The sequence below is a fragment of the Bradyrhizobium lablabi genome, assembly GCF_001440475.1.
GTDB lineage: Bacteria > Pseudomonadota > Alphaproteobacteria > Rhizobiales > Xanthobacteraceae > Bradyrhizobium > Bradyrhizobium lablabi.
Genome location: NZ_LLYB01000086.1, coordinates 14,656 through 30,127, shown reverse-complemented (window position 1 = coordinate 30,127; position 15,472 = coordinate 14,656). Strand labels below are relative to the sequence as shown.

The window sequence follows — 15,472 nt, the reverse complement described above, 5'->3', positions numbered from 1 at the left end:
GCGAACACAGGGACCCCATAACCACCGAATTCAGCTGCTTAAAGCAAAGCCGTCTCCCCGCGTGCCACTTCCGAAGGCCGCGGCGTATGGGTCCCTGCTTTCGCAGGGACGACAAAGAGAGGCGCGCGCCCTTACCCGCCGATGCGGACGTCTTCCATCAGGGACGAGGAGACCTGCGGCACCTGCTCGCCATCGGAGGCGCGGGAGACGGAGATGCGGGTCTTGTTGAAGGCGCTGGCGGCGCCGGATTGCGAGGAAAGATTGTTCAGCAGCTCGGTGACGAGCACGCTGTACTGGCCCTTGCCGTCGTCGGCGACCTTGCCCGGCGTCGCCGAGGTCAGGATCAGCGCGTTCTCCGGCGCCGAGATCGGCGCGAGGCCGTGGGAGTAGGAGCGGAAGCGGCGCTCATAGGGGTTGCGGCGGGAGGCGTCGACGACGACGAGCTTGGCCTTGGCGCCCTTCTCGGTCATCGCGTCCAGCACCTGCTCGATCGAGACGCCGTCGCGGCGGACGTCGCCTTCCTTCCAGATCGCGGCATCGACCGGGATCATGAAGCTTTCGCGGCCGACCTGAACGCCATAGCCGCCGAAGAACAGCATCGCGACGGTGTCCGGCTTGATCTTGTCCTTCAGGCGGGCGACGGCGCGGGCCATATCGTCCTTGGTGGCGTCCTCGACCACGTCGACGTCAAAACCCTTGGCGCGCAGCGCAGCGGTGAGACCGCGGGCGTCGTTGATGGGCTGGGACAGCGGCGCTGACGCATCCGGATAATGGCCGTTGCCGATCACCAGCGCAACGCGGTTGCCGGAAGCCCCGATCGAGCCGGTCTGCTCGGTGCCGATCGCCTTGGCGGCGTCGAGCGAACGCTTGTTCAGCGCAGCATGAGCGCCGATCGCCAGCGACACCAGGCCGACAAACGCAACGGCCATGGTGATGCTGCGGCGGGAAATGTGGAGCTGACCGAGGTTCATCGCGTTACCATTCCCAAGTTTTGTCTGAAGGCGCCAAGCAAGACCGCGCCAGTTAGTCGCGTGAGCAGCATTCAGGTTTGAAGGGGTTGCAAGGTGTGTGCCGTCCAATTGCGCGCAATTTGCGGCACCGCAACAACCCGGCTTTTAGCCTGTCAGCCCCTCCCGAACAACCTCATTTGGTGCATAGTCCCAGTTGTCGCCGATACTGGCCGAAGGTTAATCCTTCCCTAAGTGATCTACATCACATTTGTATTTTTCAGTGGATTTGTATAGTTTTCAAAGGCTTGCGGGCCCGATCCGGCCGGCGGTGGCTGCGTGGACTCCCCATCGAGCCCGTTCCGAAACCCCGGGACTTTCCGGGGTTTTACGGACCGTGCTCAACGCAGCCCTCCCTTCACCGTTCCGGCGGAAAGAGACTGCATGGGCTTTTCTATGATTGCCGGCGCCGCTTTTCGGGCGCTGACCGCGCGGAAAGACGGCCCGTCGCTATACGACGTCTGCGACCCCGTGCTGCTGAAATACCGCGGCGGCGATCCCCATCTGGGGAAGTTCTATCGTACCGCGCTGGGCAACCCGGCGCTGCGGCCGCTGCTGCGGCGGACCGGGCATCCGGCCCTGCGGGACGAGAAGCGGCTCGGCGCCTTGCGCGAGGCGCTGGTCCGGGCGCGCGACGATGCCGAGCCGGACTGGGCCGCGGTCGGCCAGCCGATAGCCGAGTTGATGGCCGACATCGACGTCCGCCATCCCTCCCCGCCCCACGTGAAGGCGCCGCCGCAGGCGCCCGCTGCCGCCGAGATCGACCGGGTGATCCGCCGCTGCGGCGCGCATTTGCTGGGCTCGTTTTCGAAAAACGGCTTCCTGCCGACCTACGCCGCCTTCAACCTGATCGGCGATGCCGACATGGGCGGGCGCGAGATGCTGATGGCGCTGACCGGGCTGAACTCGCGCGGCTACAAGAACTCGACGCTCTTGTTCAGCCTGGCGCGGATCTTCATCGCGCATTCGCCGGCGCGCGCGCTGATCAACCCGCCCTGGCAAGGGATTGCCGAGCCGATGTGGGAGCCGGTGCAGATCCGCCACCGCTCAGCCTATTACGACGCCTTCTTCACCGAGGCGCTGCTGAGCTACCTCGAGACCGGGCTGGCGTCGAAGGAAGAGACCGCGGTATCGCGGCGCGCGATCGACGAAATGGTGGATTTCTGCCTGAAGACCTCGGCCGAGGAAGTGCCCTCGCATGACGGCTCGACGGTGCGGGTGATCACCGCACTGGCGCCGCTGCCGCATCCGCGCTTCTCGCGCTTCTTCGCCCAGATCAAGCAGGATTTGGGTTTTGGCATCTACGTGCCGGACTGCGATACCACAGCCTGTTCATTCTCCGCCGCGACACAGGCCGGCTCGACCGATCCGATCCTCGACCAGCCGCTTTTGGATTTTTACCGCGGCTATCAGGTGCGCGAGGGCGCCAACGAGCCGCGCGTCACCGTGCCACTGAACGACAATATCGATTACGAGGGCGGCGTCGTCACCTGGATCGACAATATCAAGGGCGAGCGCCCCTACGGCAACGACCTCGATCCCACCCTCAATCTCGACATTCTCGAGGTCTCATTCCGCAACCTCAAGCGCTGGAAGATCCTGGAGACGCCGCAGCGGCTGGAGACCGTGCACCGCATCATCGGCTTCCAGCGGCGGCTCGCCGAAAGCGGCGCCTTCGCCGATCCGCGCTCGCATATCTATTACTTGCCCGAACTGTACTCCGCCTATTTCGGCCGCTGCCATGCCGCGTTCATGGCGTTGCCCGACGCGGCGCGGCGGGCGATCGATCCGGACGGCGCGTTCGAATTCATCCGGGGCAAGGTGCTCGACTATGTCGAGGGCGAATTGATCACCCGCGAGATGAACCCGTTCGACGCCGCGCTGGCGCTGATGGCGCTGGCGCATCTCGGCGCCGACGTCTCGACGTTTGCGCCGGCGCTCAACTGCATCGTCGCCCAGTTCGGCGAAGGCGGTCGTCACGGGCCGTATCGGGCGTATGAATGGAACAAGATGAAGACGCCGACGCGGATTCTGGTCGGCGGCCCCGAAGTGACGTCGGCGTTCGTGTTGATGGGCCTGGCGCTGGCGCGACGGGTGATGAAAAAAACGTAGCCCGGATGGAGCGAAGCGAAATCCGGGCTACGAGTTCGCAATGACGGGAAGTTGAAAGCGGTGCGACGTCCGTGCTCTGGCAAGACCGCTCCGATCTCCGCACAATCCGCATCATTGCTTTGCCGGGATTGCCGATGAAACTACGGACATTGCTTGCCGCCGTCCTGCTGCTGTCGCTCCCCGCCGTCGCGCAGGCGGCCGACATCATCGGCGTGCCGAAGATCCGCGAAGGCGATCAGCTCCAGATCGGCAACCACCGCATCCGCCTCGGCGGTATCGACGCGCCGGCCGTCGATCAGCTCTGTCTCAATACCAAGGCCGAGCGCTGGACCTGCGGCGTCGCCGCCCGCGACGAGTTGATAAAGCACTTCGGCAACAAGAGCTGGACCTGCCAGACCAGGGGTGCCGTCGATCGCCGCGGCCGCACCGTGGCGCGCTGCCAGGCCGACGGCGAGGACATCCAGAAATGGCTGGTGTCGAACGGCTGGGCGCTGGCGCTGACGCGGATCTCGCGCGATTACGAGCCGGACGAAAAGGCCGCGCGCGAAGCCAAGGTCGGGATGTGGCAGGGCGCGTTCATCGCACCGTGGGACTGGCGCATCCGCAACAAGAAGACCGCCATTCTCGGCGCCGTCACCCCGCCGGAAAATGCCAGGGCGGTTCTGCTGGCTTCGGCGTCCGGCCCGGTCGCGCCCTCGCCCGATTGCACCATCAAGGGCAACGTCAACCGCTCCGGCGAGTGCATCTATCATCAGCCGACCAGCCGCTGGTATGCGAAGATCGAGATGAAGATCTCAAAAGGCACGCGCTGGTTCTGCTCGGTCGAGGAGGCCGAAGCTGCGGGCTGCAGAGAGACGCGACGGTAGCGACGTTCTTCAACCTCGCCCCGCTTGCGGGGAGAGGTCGGATCGCCACGAGCGATGCGAAGCATCGTCCGGCGCGATCCGGGTGCGGGGATGCAGGTCCATCAATTGACATCGAACGCGCGGAGAGAGCCCCTCACCCCAACGCTCTCAGCGCGAGCTTCGCTCGTCGCGGCCCCGCGAAGAGCGAAGAGAGGGAGGCGCAGCCACGGTGCCTGATCAACGCATCGAAAAGCGATTGCGGCGGCAACGGCGCGGCGGATGGCGTCGCGCCTTGATGCTCGCGGCCGTCATCCTCGGCGGCTACGGCCTGCTCGCCTATCTGGTGCTGCCGGGTTTCTGGACGCATTACGAGCATCAGCGCGGGCTCGCCGAGATGCCGATGGTGACGCGCACGGCGCAGGGCATTCCCGGCGATCCCATGAATGTCGGCATGATCGGCGACCTCGGCGACGTCGTCTGCGCGATGCATGCGGCCGGCTGGTATCCGGCCGACCAGATCACGCTGAAATCCTCGATCGAGATCATCGGCAGCGTGCTGCTCGACCGTCCCTACAAGGAGGCGCCGGTGAGCAATCTCTATTACCTCGGCCGCCGCGAAGATCTCGCCTTTGAAAAGCCGATCGGGACCAGCGCCGATCGCCGCAATCATGTGCGCTACTGGAAGGTGCTGGAGAGCGGCGAGGAGAAGCGTCCGGTCTGGCTCGGCGCGGCGACGGAAGATCGCGGCGTCGGCGTCAGCCGATATACCGGCGCGGTCACGCATCACATCAGCCCCGATCTCGACGCCGAGCGCGCATTGCTCGCGGTTGACCTGGAAAACGCCGGCATGGTGGAGGCGAAATACCAGGTCACCGGCATCGGGCCGACACTCGCAGGGCGCAATGGCGGCGGCGACCTCTATTACACCGACGGCGAAATCTGGGTGCTGCGGCTGGTGGAAGCCTGCAAGAAGCGCGAGGGACCCGCGGTGACGATCCCAAGCCCGCCGGCGACCGCATTGAAGGACCAGATCTGGCGCGCGGTCGCGGATGCGGTAGGGAAATAGCCGGCGTGGCCATCGCGGGGCGCGGAGCAATCAGAGCAATTTGATCTTTTTTGCTACTCTGGATTGCTTCGCTGCGCTCGCAATGACGGTTCCGATCGAATATTATCTCAGCCAAACCTCACGCCTCGATTCCGCGTGCTTACCCATAAGGAAAACCAACAATGACCGTTCGCGCGGGCCGGGAGTTTCTGGCCATTCCGGGACCCACCACCATGCCCGACGAGGTGCTGCAGGCGATGCATCGCCCGGCGCTCGACATTTACTCCAGCCAGATGGTGGAACTGACCGAAAGCCTGCTCGCCGATCTCTCAAAACTGTTCGCCACCAAGGGCAAATCCTACATCTACATCGCCAACGGCCATGGCGCCTGGGAGGCCACGCTTTCCAACGTGCTGTCGCGCGGCGACAAGCTGCTGGTGCTGGAGAGCGGACGCTTTGCGATCGGTTGGGGCCAGGCCGCGGCCGCGATGGGCGCCGAGGTCGAGGTGCTCAAGGGCGACTGGCGCCGCGCGGTCCGTGCGGACGAAGTCGAGGCGCGGTTGAGGCAGGACAAGGACCACACCATCAAGGCGATCGTCGCCGTGCAGGTCGATACGGCGTCGGGCGCCTATAACGATATCGAGGCGATCGGCAAGGCGATCAAGTCGACGGGACATCCTGCGCTGTTCATGGTCGACACGGTGGCCTCGCTCGGCTGCATGCCGTTCGAGATGGACAAATGGGGCGTCGATGTCGCGATGTCCGGCTCGCAGAAGGGCCTGATGACGCCGCCCGGCCTCGGCTTCGTCGCCGCCAACGGGCGCGCCTGGGAGGTGCACAAGAAGGCCAATCTGCGAACGCCCTATTGGGACTGGACCGAGCGCGAAGGCAGCGAGCATTACCGCAAATATGCCGGCACCGCCCCGGTGCATTTGCTGTTCGCGCTGCGCAAGGCGATCGACATGCTGCAGACGGAAGGACTCGAAAACGCGTTTGAGCGCCATCGTCTGCTCGCCGAGGCGGTGCGCCGCGCGGTGGCGGTGTGGAGCGAGGGCCAGGTGCTCGGCTTCAACATCGCGGAGGCCAATGAGCGCTCGAACACGGTGACGACGGTGACCATGAACGGGCACGATCCCGCCGCGCTGCAGCGCTACTGCAAGGAGAAATGCGGCGTGGTGCTCGGCACCGGGATCGGCGAATTGTCGGGCCAGGCTTTTCGCATCGCCCATATGGGCCATGTGAATGCGCCGATGATTTTGGGCACGCTCGGCGTGGTCGAAGTCGGCCTCACCGCGCTCGGCATTCCCCACGGCAGGGGCGGAACCGAAGCCGCGATCGAATATCTCGGCGAGAACGTCGGGGCGTAAGCGTCGACATTCCCTTCGACCACGGGACTCGTCGCCAGCATTTCACATGGTGAGAGAGGCCGCGTCTCGCGTGCCGCTCAGCCGCATCTAAATGATGGGTATCGCTTCGCTCCGCCCATCCTGCTCTTTCCCGACACGCATTAGTGCGTATACTGGCATACAAGCCGGGCGCTGATCCGTGCACGAACGAAGAGTGGGAGTGAGGCGATTGGCGTCCGTTGATTTGCGCGGCCTGACCAAGCGATTTGGTTCGCTTGCGGTGGTCGATAACGTCTCGCTGAAAATCGATCACGGGCAACTGGTCTGCCTGCTCGGCCCGTCCGGCTGCGGCAAGACCACGACGCTGCGGCTGATCGCGGGTTTTCTGGAGCCTTCCGACGGCGAGATCCATGTCGGGGAACGGCTGGTGTCGTCGAAAACGCGCACGCTGCCGCCCGAACAGCGCAACATGTCAATGATCTTTCAGAGCTACGCGCTGTGGCCGCACATGACGGTGACGGAGAACATCGTCTATGGCCTGCGCCTGCGCAAACTCGACCGCGACACCATTGCCAAGAAGCTTGCGGCGATCCTGGCTACGACAAAACTCGAGGCGCTGGCGCAGCGCTATCCCGGCGAACTCTCCGGCGGGCAGCAGCAGCGCGTGGCGCTGGCGCGCGCGCTGATCGTCGAGCCGGAGACGCTGTTGCTCGACGAGCCGCTCTCCAATCTCGACGCCAATCTGCGCGAGGAGATGCGGTTCGAAATTCGCCGCCTGCATGACGAATATCGCTACACCACCGTCTATGTCACCCACGACCAGTCCGAGGCCATGACCACGGCTGACATGATCGCTGTCATGAACGGCGGCCGGATCGATCAGCTCGGCACGCCCGAAGACATTTACGCGCGGCCAGAATCCGAATTCGTCGCGCGCTTCATCGGCGCCAGCAACGTCATCAAGGGCACCGCGCGCGACGCCAACCATGTCGCCTTCGCGGGCGCGACCTTGAAGGTCGTCGGCGCGCCGCTGACGCCGGGACAGGGCGCAGTGGTCGCGATCCGGCAGCACGATATCGGTCTGGCGACGCAGGCACCGGCGTCACCGGAGAATGCGATCAAGGCGGTCGTCACGCGGCAAGTCTACCTCGGCGTGGCGCGCGACTACATGCTGGAAGTTGCCGACGGCACAAGTTTGCGCGCTACCGCGCCGACCGAAACCAATGTGCCCAAAGGCAGCGAGATCTGGCTGACACTCCCACCCGAGCGCTGCCGGGCGCTCAGCCGATAACAAGAAACGACAGGGGAAGACGCGATGAAGGGACGGAGACTTTCCAGACGCGACGTCCTGCAAGGCTCAGTCGCGCTTGCCGCAGGAACCGTGTTCGCCTCCCCCGCCCGCGCGCAGGCGCCGGAGCCGGTCGCGGTCACACCGGCGCTGGTGGAAGCGGCGAAGAAGGAAGGCAAGCTGATCTATTATTCCTCGATGGACCTGCCGGTCGGCGAAAAGCTCGGCAAGGCATTCGAGGCCGCCTTTCCCGGCATCACCATTCAGATCGAGCGTTCGGGCTCGGAGCGGCTGTTTCAGCGGATCGACCAGGAATTTGCCAGCAACATTCGCGCCGCCGATATCGTCAACTCTTCCGACGCCTCGCACTTCATCAGCTGGAAGAAGAACGGCTGGCTGATGCCGCTCGTGCCAGAGGATGTCGCAAAACATTTTCCGGAAAGCTATCGCGATCCCGACGGCATGTTCGCGACCTCACGCGTGTGGCTGTCGTCGATCGCCTACAACACCAACCTTGTGAAGCCCGAGGACGCGCCGAAGAGCTTTGCCGATCTGCTCGACCCCAAATGGGCGGGCAAGATGGTGAAGGGACACCCGGCCTATAGCGGCACCATCATGACCGCGACCTTCCAGATGGTGCGCGAGCTCGGCTGGGAATACATGGAGAAGCTGGCCAGGCAACGCGTGATGCAGGTGCAGTCGTCGACCGATCCGCCGAAGAAGCTGTCACTCGGCGAGCGCGCGGTGATGGCCGACGGCAACGAATACGGCATCGTGCTTTTGAAGGAAGCCGGCCAGCCGGTCGAGCCGGTATATCCGACCGAGGGCACGCCGACGATTTCCGGGCCGACCGGCATCTTCAAGACCGCGCCGCATCCCAATGCCGCAAAACTGTTCCAGGCCTGGCTGCATACGCGCGAGACGCAGCAATTCTTCGTCGACTTCACCGCGCAATATTCGGTCCACGCGCAGGTGCAGTCGAAGCCGGGACGGCGGAAGATCTCCGACATCAAGCTGATGAAGGAGGATGCGGAGGGCGTGGAGAAGATGGCTGAGGAAATCAAGACGCGTTATGCGCGGCTGTTCAGGGTTTGACCTATCTCCTCATGGTGAGGAGGCGCGGAGCGCCGTCTCGAACCATGAGGCCCCGCTGGTGCCATTCATCCTTCGAGATGCCGCTGCGCGGCTCCTCAGGATGAGGGAAACATCTGACTCGTGGATCATATGACCATCACCACCACCGACACCCCCAAACGCCGCATCGACGTCACGCGGCCTGTGCTGTGGCTGTTCGCGGCCTTCATGATCGTGCTGATTGTGCTGCCGCTGTCGTGGCTCGTCGTGTTCGCCTTCACCGACAAGGCGCGGCGGCCGACGCTGCAGAATTTCGTCACGCTGTTCACCGATCCCGCCTTCCTCGATCCGCTGCTGACGACCGCGATCATCGCCACCACCTCGGCGGTGATCTGCTGCCTCGTCGCCGCCCCGATCGGCTGGCTGGTGTCGCGCACCGACATGCCGGGGCGGCAGACCATCCGCGCACTGCTGACGGCTTCCTTCGTGACGCCGCCGTTTCTCGGCGCGGTCGCCTGGGAACTGTTGGCGGCGCCGAACAGCGGCATGCTGAACCAGCTCTACCGCTACCTCACCGGCGCCGAAGATCCCCTGTTCGACATCTACTCGCTGACCGGCCTGATCTTCGTGATCTCCTGCTACACCTTTCCGTTCGTGTTCGTGCTGGTCGCCAACGCGCTCGACAACATGCCGGGCGAACTGGAAGACGCCTCCGCCATTCTCGGCGGCAAGGCGTGGACCACGGCGCGGCGCGTCACGATTCCGCTCGCCCTGCCCGCGCTGGTCGCCGGCGCGCTGATCGCCTTCCTGCAGGCGATGACGCTGTTCGGCTCGCCCGCGATCCTGGCGCTTCCGGCCGGCTTCCACACCATGACGACGAAAATCTGGAGCCTGTTCCAGTACCCGCCAAAGCTCGAACTGGCAGCAGCAGCCGCCGTGCCGCTGTTGCTGCTGACGATGTTGCTGCTGCAGGGCCAAAAATTCCTGCTCGGCCGCCGCGGCTTTTCCGTGGTCGGCGGCAAATACGGCGCGCCGCGTCCGATCGAGATGGGAGGATGGCGCTGGGCGGCGCTGGCGTTCTGCCTCCTCGTGCTGCTGAACCCGGTGTTCCTGCCCTATTTCGCGTTGCTCAACGCCGCGTTCTCGCCGAACGCGACCACGCTGGTGACGCCATCGACGGCCACCCTGCACAACATCGTCTTCGTGTTCACCGAATTGTCGTCGACCCAGCTCGCGCTCAAGAACACGGTGATCCTCGGCGCATCGACGGCGACCGTCGGCACGATCCTCGCGCTCGTGGTCGCCTATGTCACGACCCGCCGCGTGATCGCGAGCCATCGCCTGCTCGGCTTTCTAGCAACCGCCCCGGTCGCCGTGCCCGGCATCGTCCTCGGCGTCGGATTATTCCTGAGCTACACGCGGCCGCCCTTCGTGCTCTACGGCACGCTATGGATCCTGCTGCTGGCGTTCCTCACTATCAACCTCCCGTCCGCCTATCAGCAATTGCAGGCAGCGTTCGCGACCATTCATCCCGAGCTGGAAGACGCCAGCCGCATCCTCGGCGCGACGCGGCTGCAGGCGCTGCGCCAGATCACCGCGCCACTGCTGCGCACTGGCGTGATCGCGACCTGGTGCTTCATCTTCATCGGCGTGATGCGGGAATTATCCGCCGCGATCGTGCTGTTCACCTCGCAGACCAAGGTGCTGTCGGTTTTGATCTACGACCTCAACGAAAGCGGCGACCTGGCCGCGATTTCGGTGCTCGGCATCGCGATGCTGGTGATCACGTTTGCGGTGGTGCTGGCAGTCAACCGGATCCCGATGTTCGGCGGCGGCGCGGGTGCGAGGTTAAGGAATAGCTAGTGCCGGTCGCCGCGCGTCGAGCGATGCTTTTTCGCGGCGTAGCGTTCAGACCGGCGTTACTCGATACGCGCGAGTGCGTTACCCACCCCGACATCGTACACGCTGACGGATAGCGATTTTTGGGCGCTGACGTGAGCGGGCCGGTCAACCAGGATGCACGCCGCGTATTTCGGACTGCCTGGCTCGCCGGGCGTAAATCGTTCGAGCGCCGCTTCCGTGATGGAGCGGCAGAGCCGACGGGTAAATGGCCGCATCCACGGATCCCCCTTTGCCAGACTGACGCTGATGAGCATCGACCCCGGTTGCTGTCCTTTCCAGGTCACCACGCAGGCCGTGCCCTCACGCAGAAGCAGCGCACGCCCGGCCTTTCCGAGGCCGAGGCCGTCGGGCAACGCAGCACAGCGATCTATCGTCCATTCGCTATCGTCGAACTCGAACCACCGCTGCGGCACGCTCTTGAAACGGTTCTTGAACCAATCGCGGACTGACCGATTGAGCGACGAGGGCTCCTGCCGAACTGCGATGCTGAACGGAAACCTTGTGGTCACCCGATTGTTTCGGCCGACCACAAACATTCCATACACGCCCTCAAACGACTTGATCTGCTCGTGCGTTTCGAGAACCTTTTCGTCCTTCGTGACGTCGAGGGTTTCGCGACCGACTTCCAGCGAAATCCGAATACCCTCGCCATATTTCCGCTTGCTCTCGGCTTCGAGCTTGTTCACATCGGCCATGTCGATGCTGTAGGTGACGGCCATGACCGAATTGACTGACTGGCCCGAGCGCGGAACACGCCAGTCGCGAACAAGTTCGCCATGGGCAAAGATGCCGACGACAGCCAGAGCGGCTGTCCACATCACCGGTGTCAGCAACAGTCGCATACAGGCATGGCTCGCAGTTTGCGCACCCATGGGTTGTGGCAACGAACCGGTTAAGTCTTCGTAAAGGGCAGCCGCCCGCTTCAAGCGTCGAATTGCGCCTTGAGCCGCTCCAGCCGAATCGCAGGGTCGGCAAAGCGCAGCGTGTTCACCATTCGCGTTACGATTCGACGATGGATGGTGGGCACGCTGTCGCTTTGCCCACCCTACAGGTCTCCGTACGGCGCATCTGGTAATCCGCCACATTCGCCCCGATATAAGGCTCAATCATTAAGCCTCACGAGGAACCGCGTGACCCAAGCCGCCGCCAAAAGACCTGCCCTGTCGCCCCCCGTAGCGCCGAAGCGCCCGCACACCTTCACCACGCACGGCATCACGGTGACGGACGATTACGCCTGGCTGAAAGACGCCCGGTGGCAGGAAGTGCTGCGCGATCCTTCGATACTCGATCCGGACATCAGAAAATACCTCGAAGCCGAAAACGACTACACGGAGAGCCTGCTCGGCCACACCGCACCGTTGCAGAAGAAACTCGTGGCGGAAATGCGCGGGCGGATCAAGGAAGACGATTCCAGCGTGCCGGCGCCGGACGGCCCGTTTGCCTATTTGCGAAAATTCCGCGAGGGCGGACAGCACGAGCTGTTCGGCCGCACGCCGCGCGATGGCGGCGACGTGCAGATCGTGCTCGACGGCGATGCGCTGGCCAAGGATCATGAATATTTCAAGTTCGGCAGCGCGCGGCATTCGCATGACCATCAATTGCAGGCATGGAGCGCCGACACCAAGGGCTCGGAATATTTTTCGATCCGCGTGCGCGACTGGGCCACAGGCATCGACCGCGACGACCTGGTCGAGGAGACCGACGGCGGCATCGTCTGGAGCATGGACTGCGCGAGCTTCTTCTATGTGAAGCTCGACGACAACCACCGCCCGATGCAGGTGTGGCGCCATAAGCTCGGCACGACGCAGGCTGACGACACGCTTGTTTATGAAGAGCAGGATTCCGGCTGGTTCACTCATCTGCATGAAAGCTCCTCCGGCCGCTTCTGCGTGATCGCCGGCGGCGACCATGAGACATCAGAGCAACGGCTGATCGATCTCGCCAATCCAGATGCGCCGCCGCGCCTCGTCGCTGCGCGCGAGGAAGGCGTGCAATATTCGATCGCCGACCGCGGCGATGAATTGTTCATTCTCACCAATGCGGACAACGCCATCGACTTCAAGGTCGTCGCCGCGCCGCTCGCCGCGCCCGAACGCGCCAACTGGCACGACCTGATTCCGTATCGCGAGGGCGTCTATGTGCTCGATGTCGAGCTCTATGCCGGCCACTTGGTGCGGCTGGAGCGCGCTAACGCGCTGCCCGCGATCATCATCCGTGACCTCGCTAACGGCGAAGAGCACGCCATTGCTTTCGACGAGGCCGCCTACTCGCTGGACACCATGGGCAGCTACGAGTTCGAGACCACGAACCTGCGGTTCTCCTATTCGTCGATGACGACGCCGGCGGAGGTCTATGATTACGACATGGCGACGCGGGCGCGGATCTTGCGCAAGCGGCAGGAAATTCCGTCCGGCCACAACCCGGCCGACTACGTCACCACGCGCATCATGGCCACCTCGCATGACGGCGCGCAGGTGCCGGTCTCGATCCTTCATCGGAAAGACCTGGTGCGCGACGGCAGCGCGCCGCTCCTGCTTTACGGCTACGGCTCCTACGGCATGGCGATGCCGGCTTCGTTTTCGGCCAACCGGCTGTCGCTGGTCGACCGCGGTTTTGTCTACGCTATCGCCCATATCAGAGGCGGCGCGGACAAGGGCTGGGGCTGGTATCTCGATGGCAAACGCGAGAAGAAGACGAACTCGTTCGACGATTTCGCGGCCGCCGGGCGCGCGCTGATCGAGGCAAAGTATACGCGCGCAAAACGCATCGTCGGCCATGGCGGCAGCGCCGGCGGCATGCTGATGGGCGCGGTCGCCAACCGATCAGGCGAGCTGTTCGCGGGCATCGTCGCCGAGGTGCCGTTCGTCGACGTGTTGAACACGATGCTCGACGACACGCTGCCGCTGACGCCGCCGGAATGGCCGGAATGGGGTAACCCGATCGAGAGCGAAAAGGATTTTCGCACCATTTTTTCCTACTCGCCGTACGACAATCTCGCGGCGAAGGACTATCCGGCGATCCTGGCAATGGGCGGCCTGACCGATCCGCGCGTCACCTATTGGGAGCCGGCGAAATGGATCGCGCGGCTGCGCCCGACGATGTCGGGCGGCGGCCCGGTGCTGCTGCGCACCAACATGGGCGCGGGCCATGGCGGCGCATCCGGCCGCTTCAACCGGCTCGATGAAGTCGCGATCGCCTATGCGTTCGCGCTGTGGGCGGTGGGGCTGGCGGAGAGCGCGAAGGTTTGAATTGAATCCAATGGACTGAGGATTATCTGAGTACGATCAGACGGGACTTCATTTAGGCATGGCGGCGCGTGGCTGGCCACGCGCCCATAGCGACAACACCTGAATCATCACCTCACGGCATCGTGTAGGCCGTCTTCACCGTCGTATAAAATTCGGCGGCATAGCGGCCCTGCTCGCGGGCGCCGAAGCTGGAGCCTTTTCGGCCACCGAACGGCACGTGGTAATCGACGCCGGCGATCGGCAGATTGACCATCACCATGCCGGCTTCGGAATTGCGCTTGTAGTCGCTGGCGTACTTCAGGCTGGTGGTGCAGATGCCAGATGACAGGCCGAAATCGGTGTCATTCGCGGTCGCCAGCGCTTCGGCATAATCCTTGACCCGGATGACGGCGGCCACCGGCCCAAAGATCTCCTCGCGCGCGATCCGCATCTTGTTGCTCACATCGGTGAACAACGCCGGCTGCAGGTAGAAGCCAGGCGCCTCGCGGTTGAGCCGCTCGCCGCCAAAGGCGAGCTTGGCGCCTTCGTCCTTGCCGATGCTGATATATTTGAGATCCTGATCGAGCTGGCTCTGATCGACAACGGGGCCGATATCGGTACCGGCCTTCACCGCGTCATCGACCTTCAGGCCGCGCATCCGCTCGGTTAGGGCCTCGACGAATTTGTCGTGAATGCCGGCGGTGACGATCAGCCGCGAGGCGGCGGTGCAGCGCTGGCCGGTGGAAAAGAACGCGCTGTTGGCGGCGCATTCCACGGCGACCTTCAGATCCGCGTCGTCGAGCACGACCAGCGGATTCTTACCGCCCATCTCGAGCTGAAACTTCTTCATCGGCCGCGAGGCGATGCAGGCCGCCGCCACCTTCTGGCCGGTGGCCACCGAGCCGGTGAAGCTGATCGCGGCAACATCGGGATGCTCCAGCAGGACCGCGCCGACCTCCGAGCCGCGCCCGATCACGAGGTTGAGCACGCCCTTGGGCAGGCCCGCGCGATGCAGGATATCGACCAGCGCCCAGGTCGAGCCCGGAACAAGATCAGCGGGCTTGATCACCACGGTATTGCCATAGGCCAATGCCGGGGCGATCTTCCAGGCCGGAATGGCGATCGGGAAATTCCACGGCGTGATCAGGCCGACAACGCCCAGCGCTTCGCGCGTAATCTCGATGTCGATGCCGGGGCGCACGGAGGCGAGTTTCTCACCGGCCATCCGCAGGCATTCGCCGGCAAAGAACGCAAAGATCTGGCCGGCGCGCGCGACTTCGCCGACGCCTTCCGGCAGCGTCTTGCCTTCCTCGCGCGACAACAGCCGGCCCAGTTCGTCCTTGCGGGCCAGGATTTCGTCCGACGCCTTTTTCAGGATGTCGTAGCGCGCTTGCGGCGTCGATCGCGACCATGCCGGAAACGCCGCTTTGGCAGCCGCAATCGCAGCCTCGGCTTGCGCACGCGTGCCGCGCACGGCTTCGCCGACGATGTCCTTGGTATCGGATGGATTGACGTTCGGCGCGCGAGCACCATCGGACAACCATTCGCCGTCGATCAGATTGTTGAACATGAGCATGGCTGGTTTCTCCACTGTTACGTCGTTTTGGATACCGCGTCCCGGAATAG

The 15,472-nt window shown here is 63.9% G+C and carries 11 protein-coding genes; 8 read left to right on the top strand and 3 right to left on the bottom strand.

Going from position 1 to position 15,472, the window contains the following annotated elements; genetic code table 11:
* Positions 1–131 precede the first annotated feature (131 nt).
* The gene (locus tag CQ14_RS24115) at positions 132–971 is read right to left on the bottom strand and encodes a caspase family protein (RefSeq protein WP_057860337.1); all 840 of its coding nucleotides are present in this window, start codon (positions 969–971) and stop codon (positions 132–134) included.
* A 420-nt stretch (positions 972–1,391) separates the two neighbouring features.
* Between CQ14_RS24115 and CQ14_RS24110 the strand changes: the two genes are divergently transcribed.
* The 7 genes from CQ14_RS24110 to CQ14_RS24080 all read left to right on the top strand — a co-directional run bounded on the left by CQ14_RS24110 (position 1,392) and on the right by CQ14_RS24080 (position 10,580).
* Positions 1,392–3,119 (top strand): hypothetical protein, encoded by a 1,728-nt coding sequence (locus CQ14_RS24110; RefSeq protein WP_057860336.1) that lies wholly within the window; start codon positions 1,392–1,394, stop codon positions 3,117–3,119.
* A 134-nt stretch (positions 3,120–3,253) separates the two neighbouring features.
* The gene (locus tag CQ14_RS24105) at positions 3,254–3,985 is read left to right on the top strand and encodes a thermonuclease family protein (protein WP_057860526.1); all 732 of its coding nucleotides are present in this window, start codon (positions 3,254–3,256) and stop codon (positions 3,983–3,985) included.
* Between the two features lie 274 nt (positions 3,986–4,259).
* A complete protein-coding gene (locus CQ14_RS24100) occupies positions 4,260–5,030 on the top strand; it encodes an LssY C-terminal domain-containing protein (protein WP_082650016.1) in 771 nt (256 codons plus the stop codon).
* A 161-nt stretch (positions 5,031–5,191) separates the two neighbouring features.
* Positions 5,192–6,376: a pyridoxal-phosphate-dependent aminotransferase family protein gene (locus CQ14_RS24095; protein ID WP_057860334.1), complete on the top strand. Its 1,185-nt coding sequence runs from the start codon at positions 5,192–5,194 to the stop codon at positions 6,374–6,376.
* 208 nt (positions 6,377–6,584) lie between these two features.
* Positions 6,585–7,646 (top strand): ABC transporter ATP-binding protein, encoded by a 1,062-nt coding sequence (locus tag CQ14_RS24090; RefSeq protein WP_057860333.1) that lies wholly within the window; start codon positions 6,585–6,587, stop codon positions 7,644–7,646.
* A 24-nt stretch (positions 7,647–7,670) separates the two neighbouring features.
* Complete coding sequence (locus tag CQ14_RS24085; RefSeq protein ID WP_057860332.1) at positions 7,671–8,738, top strand: ABC transporter substrate-binding protein; 1,068 nt, start codon at positions 7,671–7,673, stop codon at positions 8,736–8,738.
* Between the two features lie 129 nt (positions 8,739–8,867).
* Entirely contained in the window at positions 8,868–10,580 is a 1,713-nt protein-coding gene (locus tag CQ14_RS24080; protein ID WP_057860331.1) for an ABC transporter permease, read from the top strand.
* A gap of 56 nt (positions 10,581–10,636) precedes the next feature.
* Here the strand turns inward: CQ14_RS24080 and CQ14_RS24075 are convergent, their stop codons facing one another.
* On the bottom strand, positions 10,637–11,545 hold the full coding sequence (locus CQ14_RS24075; protein WP_156435355.1) for a hypothetical protein: 909 nt from the start codon (positions 11,543–11,545) through the stop codon (positions 10,637–10,639).
* 204 nt (positions 11,546–11,749) lie between these two features.
* Between CQ14_RS24075 and CQ14_RS24070 the strand changes: the two genes are divergently transcribed.
* Positions 11,750–13,867, top strand: a complete 2,118-nt coding sequence (locus CQ14_RS24070; protein ID WP_057860329.1) for a S9 family peptidase — start codon at positions 11,750–11,752, stop codon at positions 13,865–13,867.
* Between the two features lie 112 nt (positions 13,868–13,979).
* Here the strand turns inward: CQ14_RS24070 and CQ14_RS24065 are convergent, their stop codons facing one another.
* Entirely contained in the window at positions 13,980–15,422 is a 1,443-nt protein-coding gene (locus tag CQ14_RS24065) for an aldehyde dehydrogenase family protein (protein WP_057860328.1), read from the bottom strand.
* Positions 15,423–15,472 lie beyond the last annotated feature (50 nt).

Bases quoted from the DNA above. Each gene is read 5' to 3' on its own strand.
- CQ14_RS24115 (WP_057860337.1), bottom strand. From the start codon at position 971: ATGAACCTCGGTCAGCTCCACATTTCCCGCCGCAGCATCACCATGGCC.
- CQ14_RS24085 (WP_057860332.1), top strand. From the start codon at position 7,671: ATGAAGGGACGGAGACTTTCCAGACGCGACGTCCTGCAAGGCTCAGTC.
- CQ14_RS24080 (WP_057860331.1), top strand. From the start codon at position 8,868: ATGACCATCACCACCACCGACACCCCCAAACGCCGCATCGACGTCACG.
- CQ14_RS24110 (WP_057860336.1), top strand. From the start codon at position 1,392: ATGGGCTTTTCTATGATTGCCGGCGCCGCTTTTCGGGCGCTGACCGCG.
- CQ14_RS24100 (WP_082650016.1), top strand. From the start codon at position 4,260: ATGCTCGCGGCCGTCATCCTCGGCGGCTACGGCCTGCTCGCCTATCTG.
- CQ14_RS24095 (WP_057860334.1), top strand. From the start codon at position 5,192: ATGACCGTTCGCGCGGGCCGGGAGTTTCTGGCCATTCCGGGACCCACC.
- CQ14_RS24065 (WP_057860328.1), bottom strand. From the start codon at position 15,422: ATGCTCATGTTCAACAATCTGATCGACGGCGAATGGTTGTCCGATGGT.
- CQ14_RS24105 (WP_057860526.1), top strand. From the start codon at position 3,254: ATGAAACTACGGACATTGCTTGCCGCCGTCCTGCTGCTGTCGCTCCCC.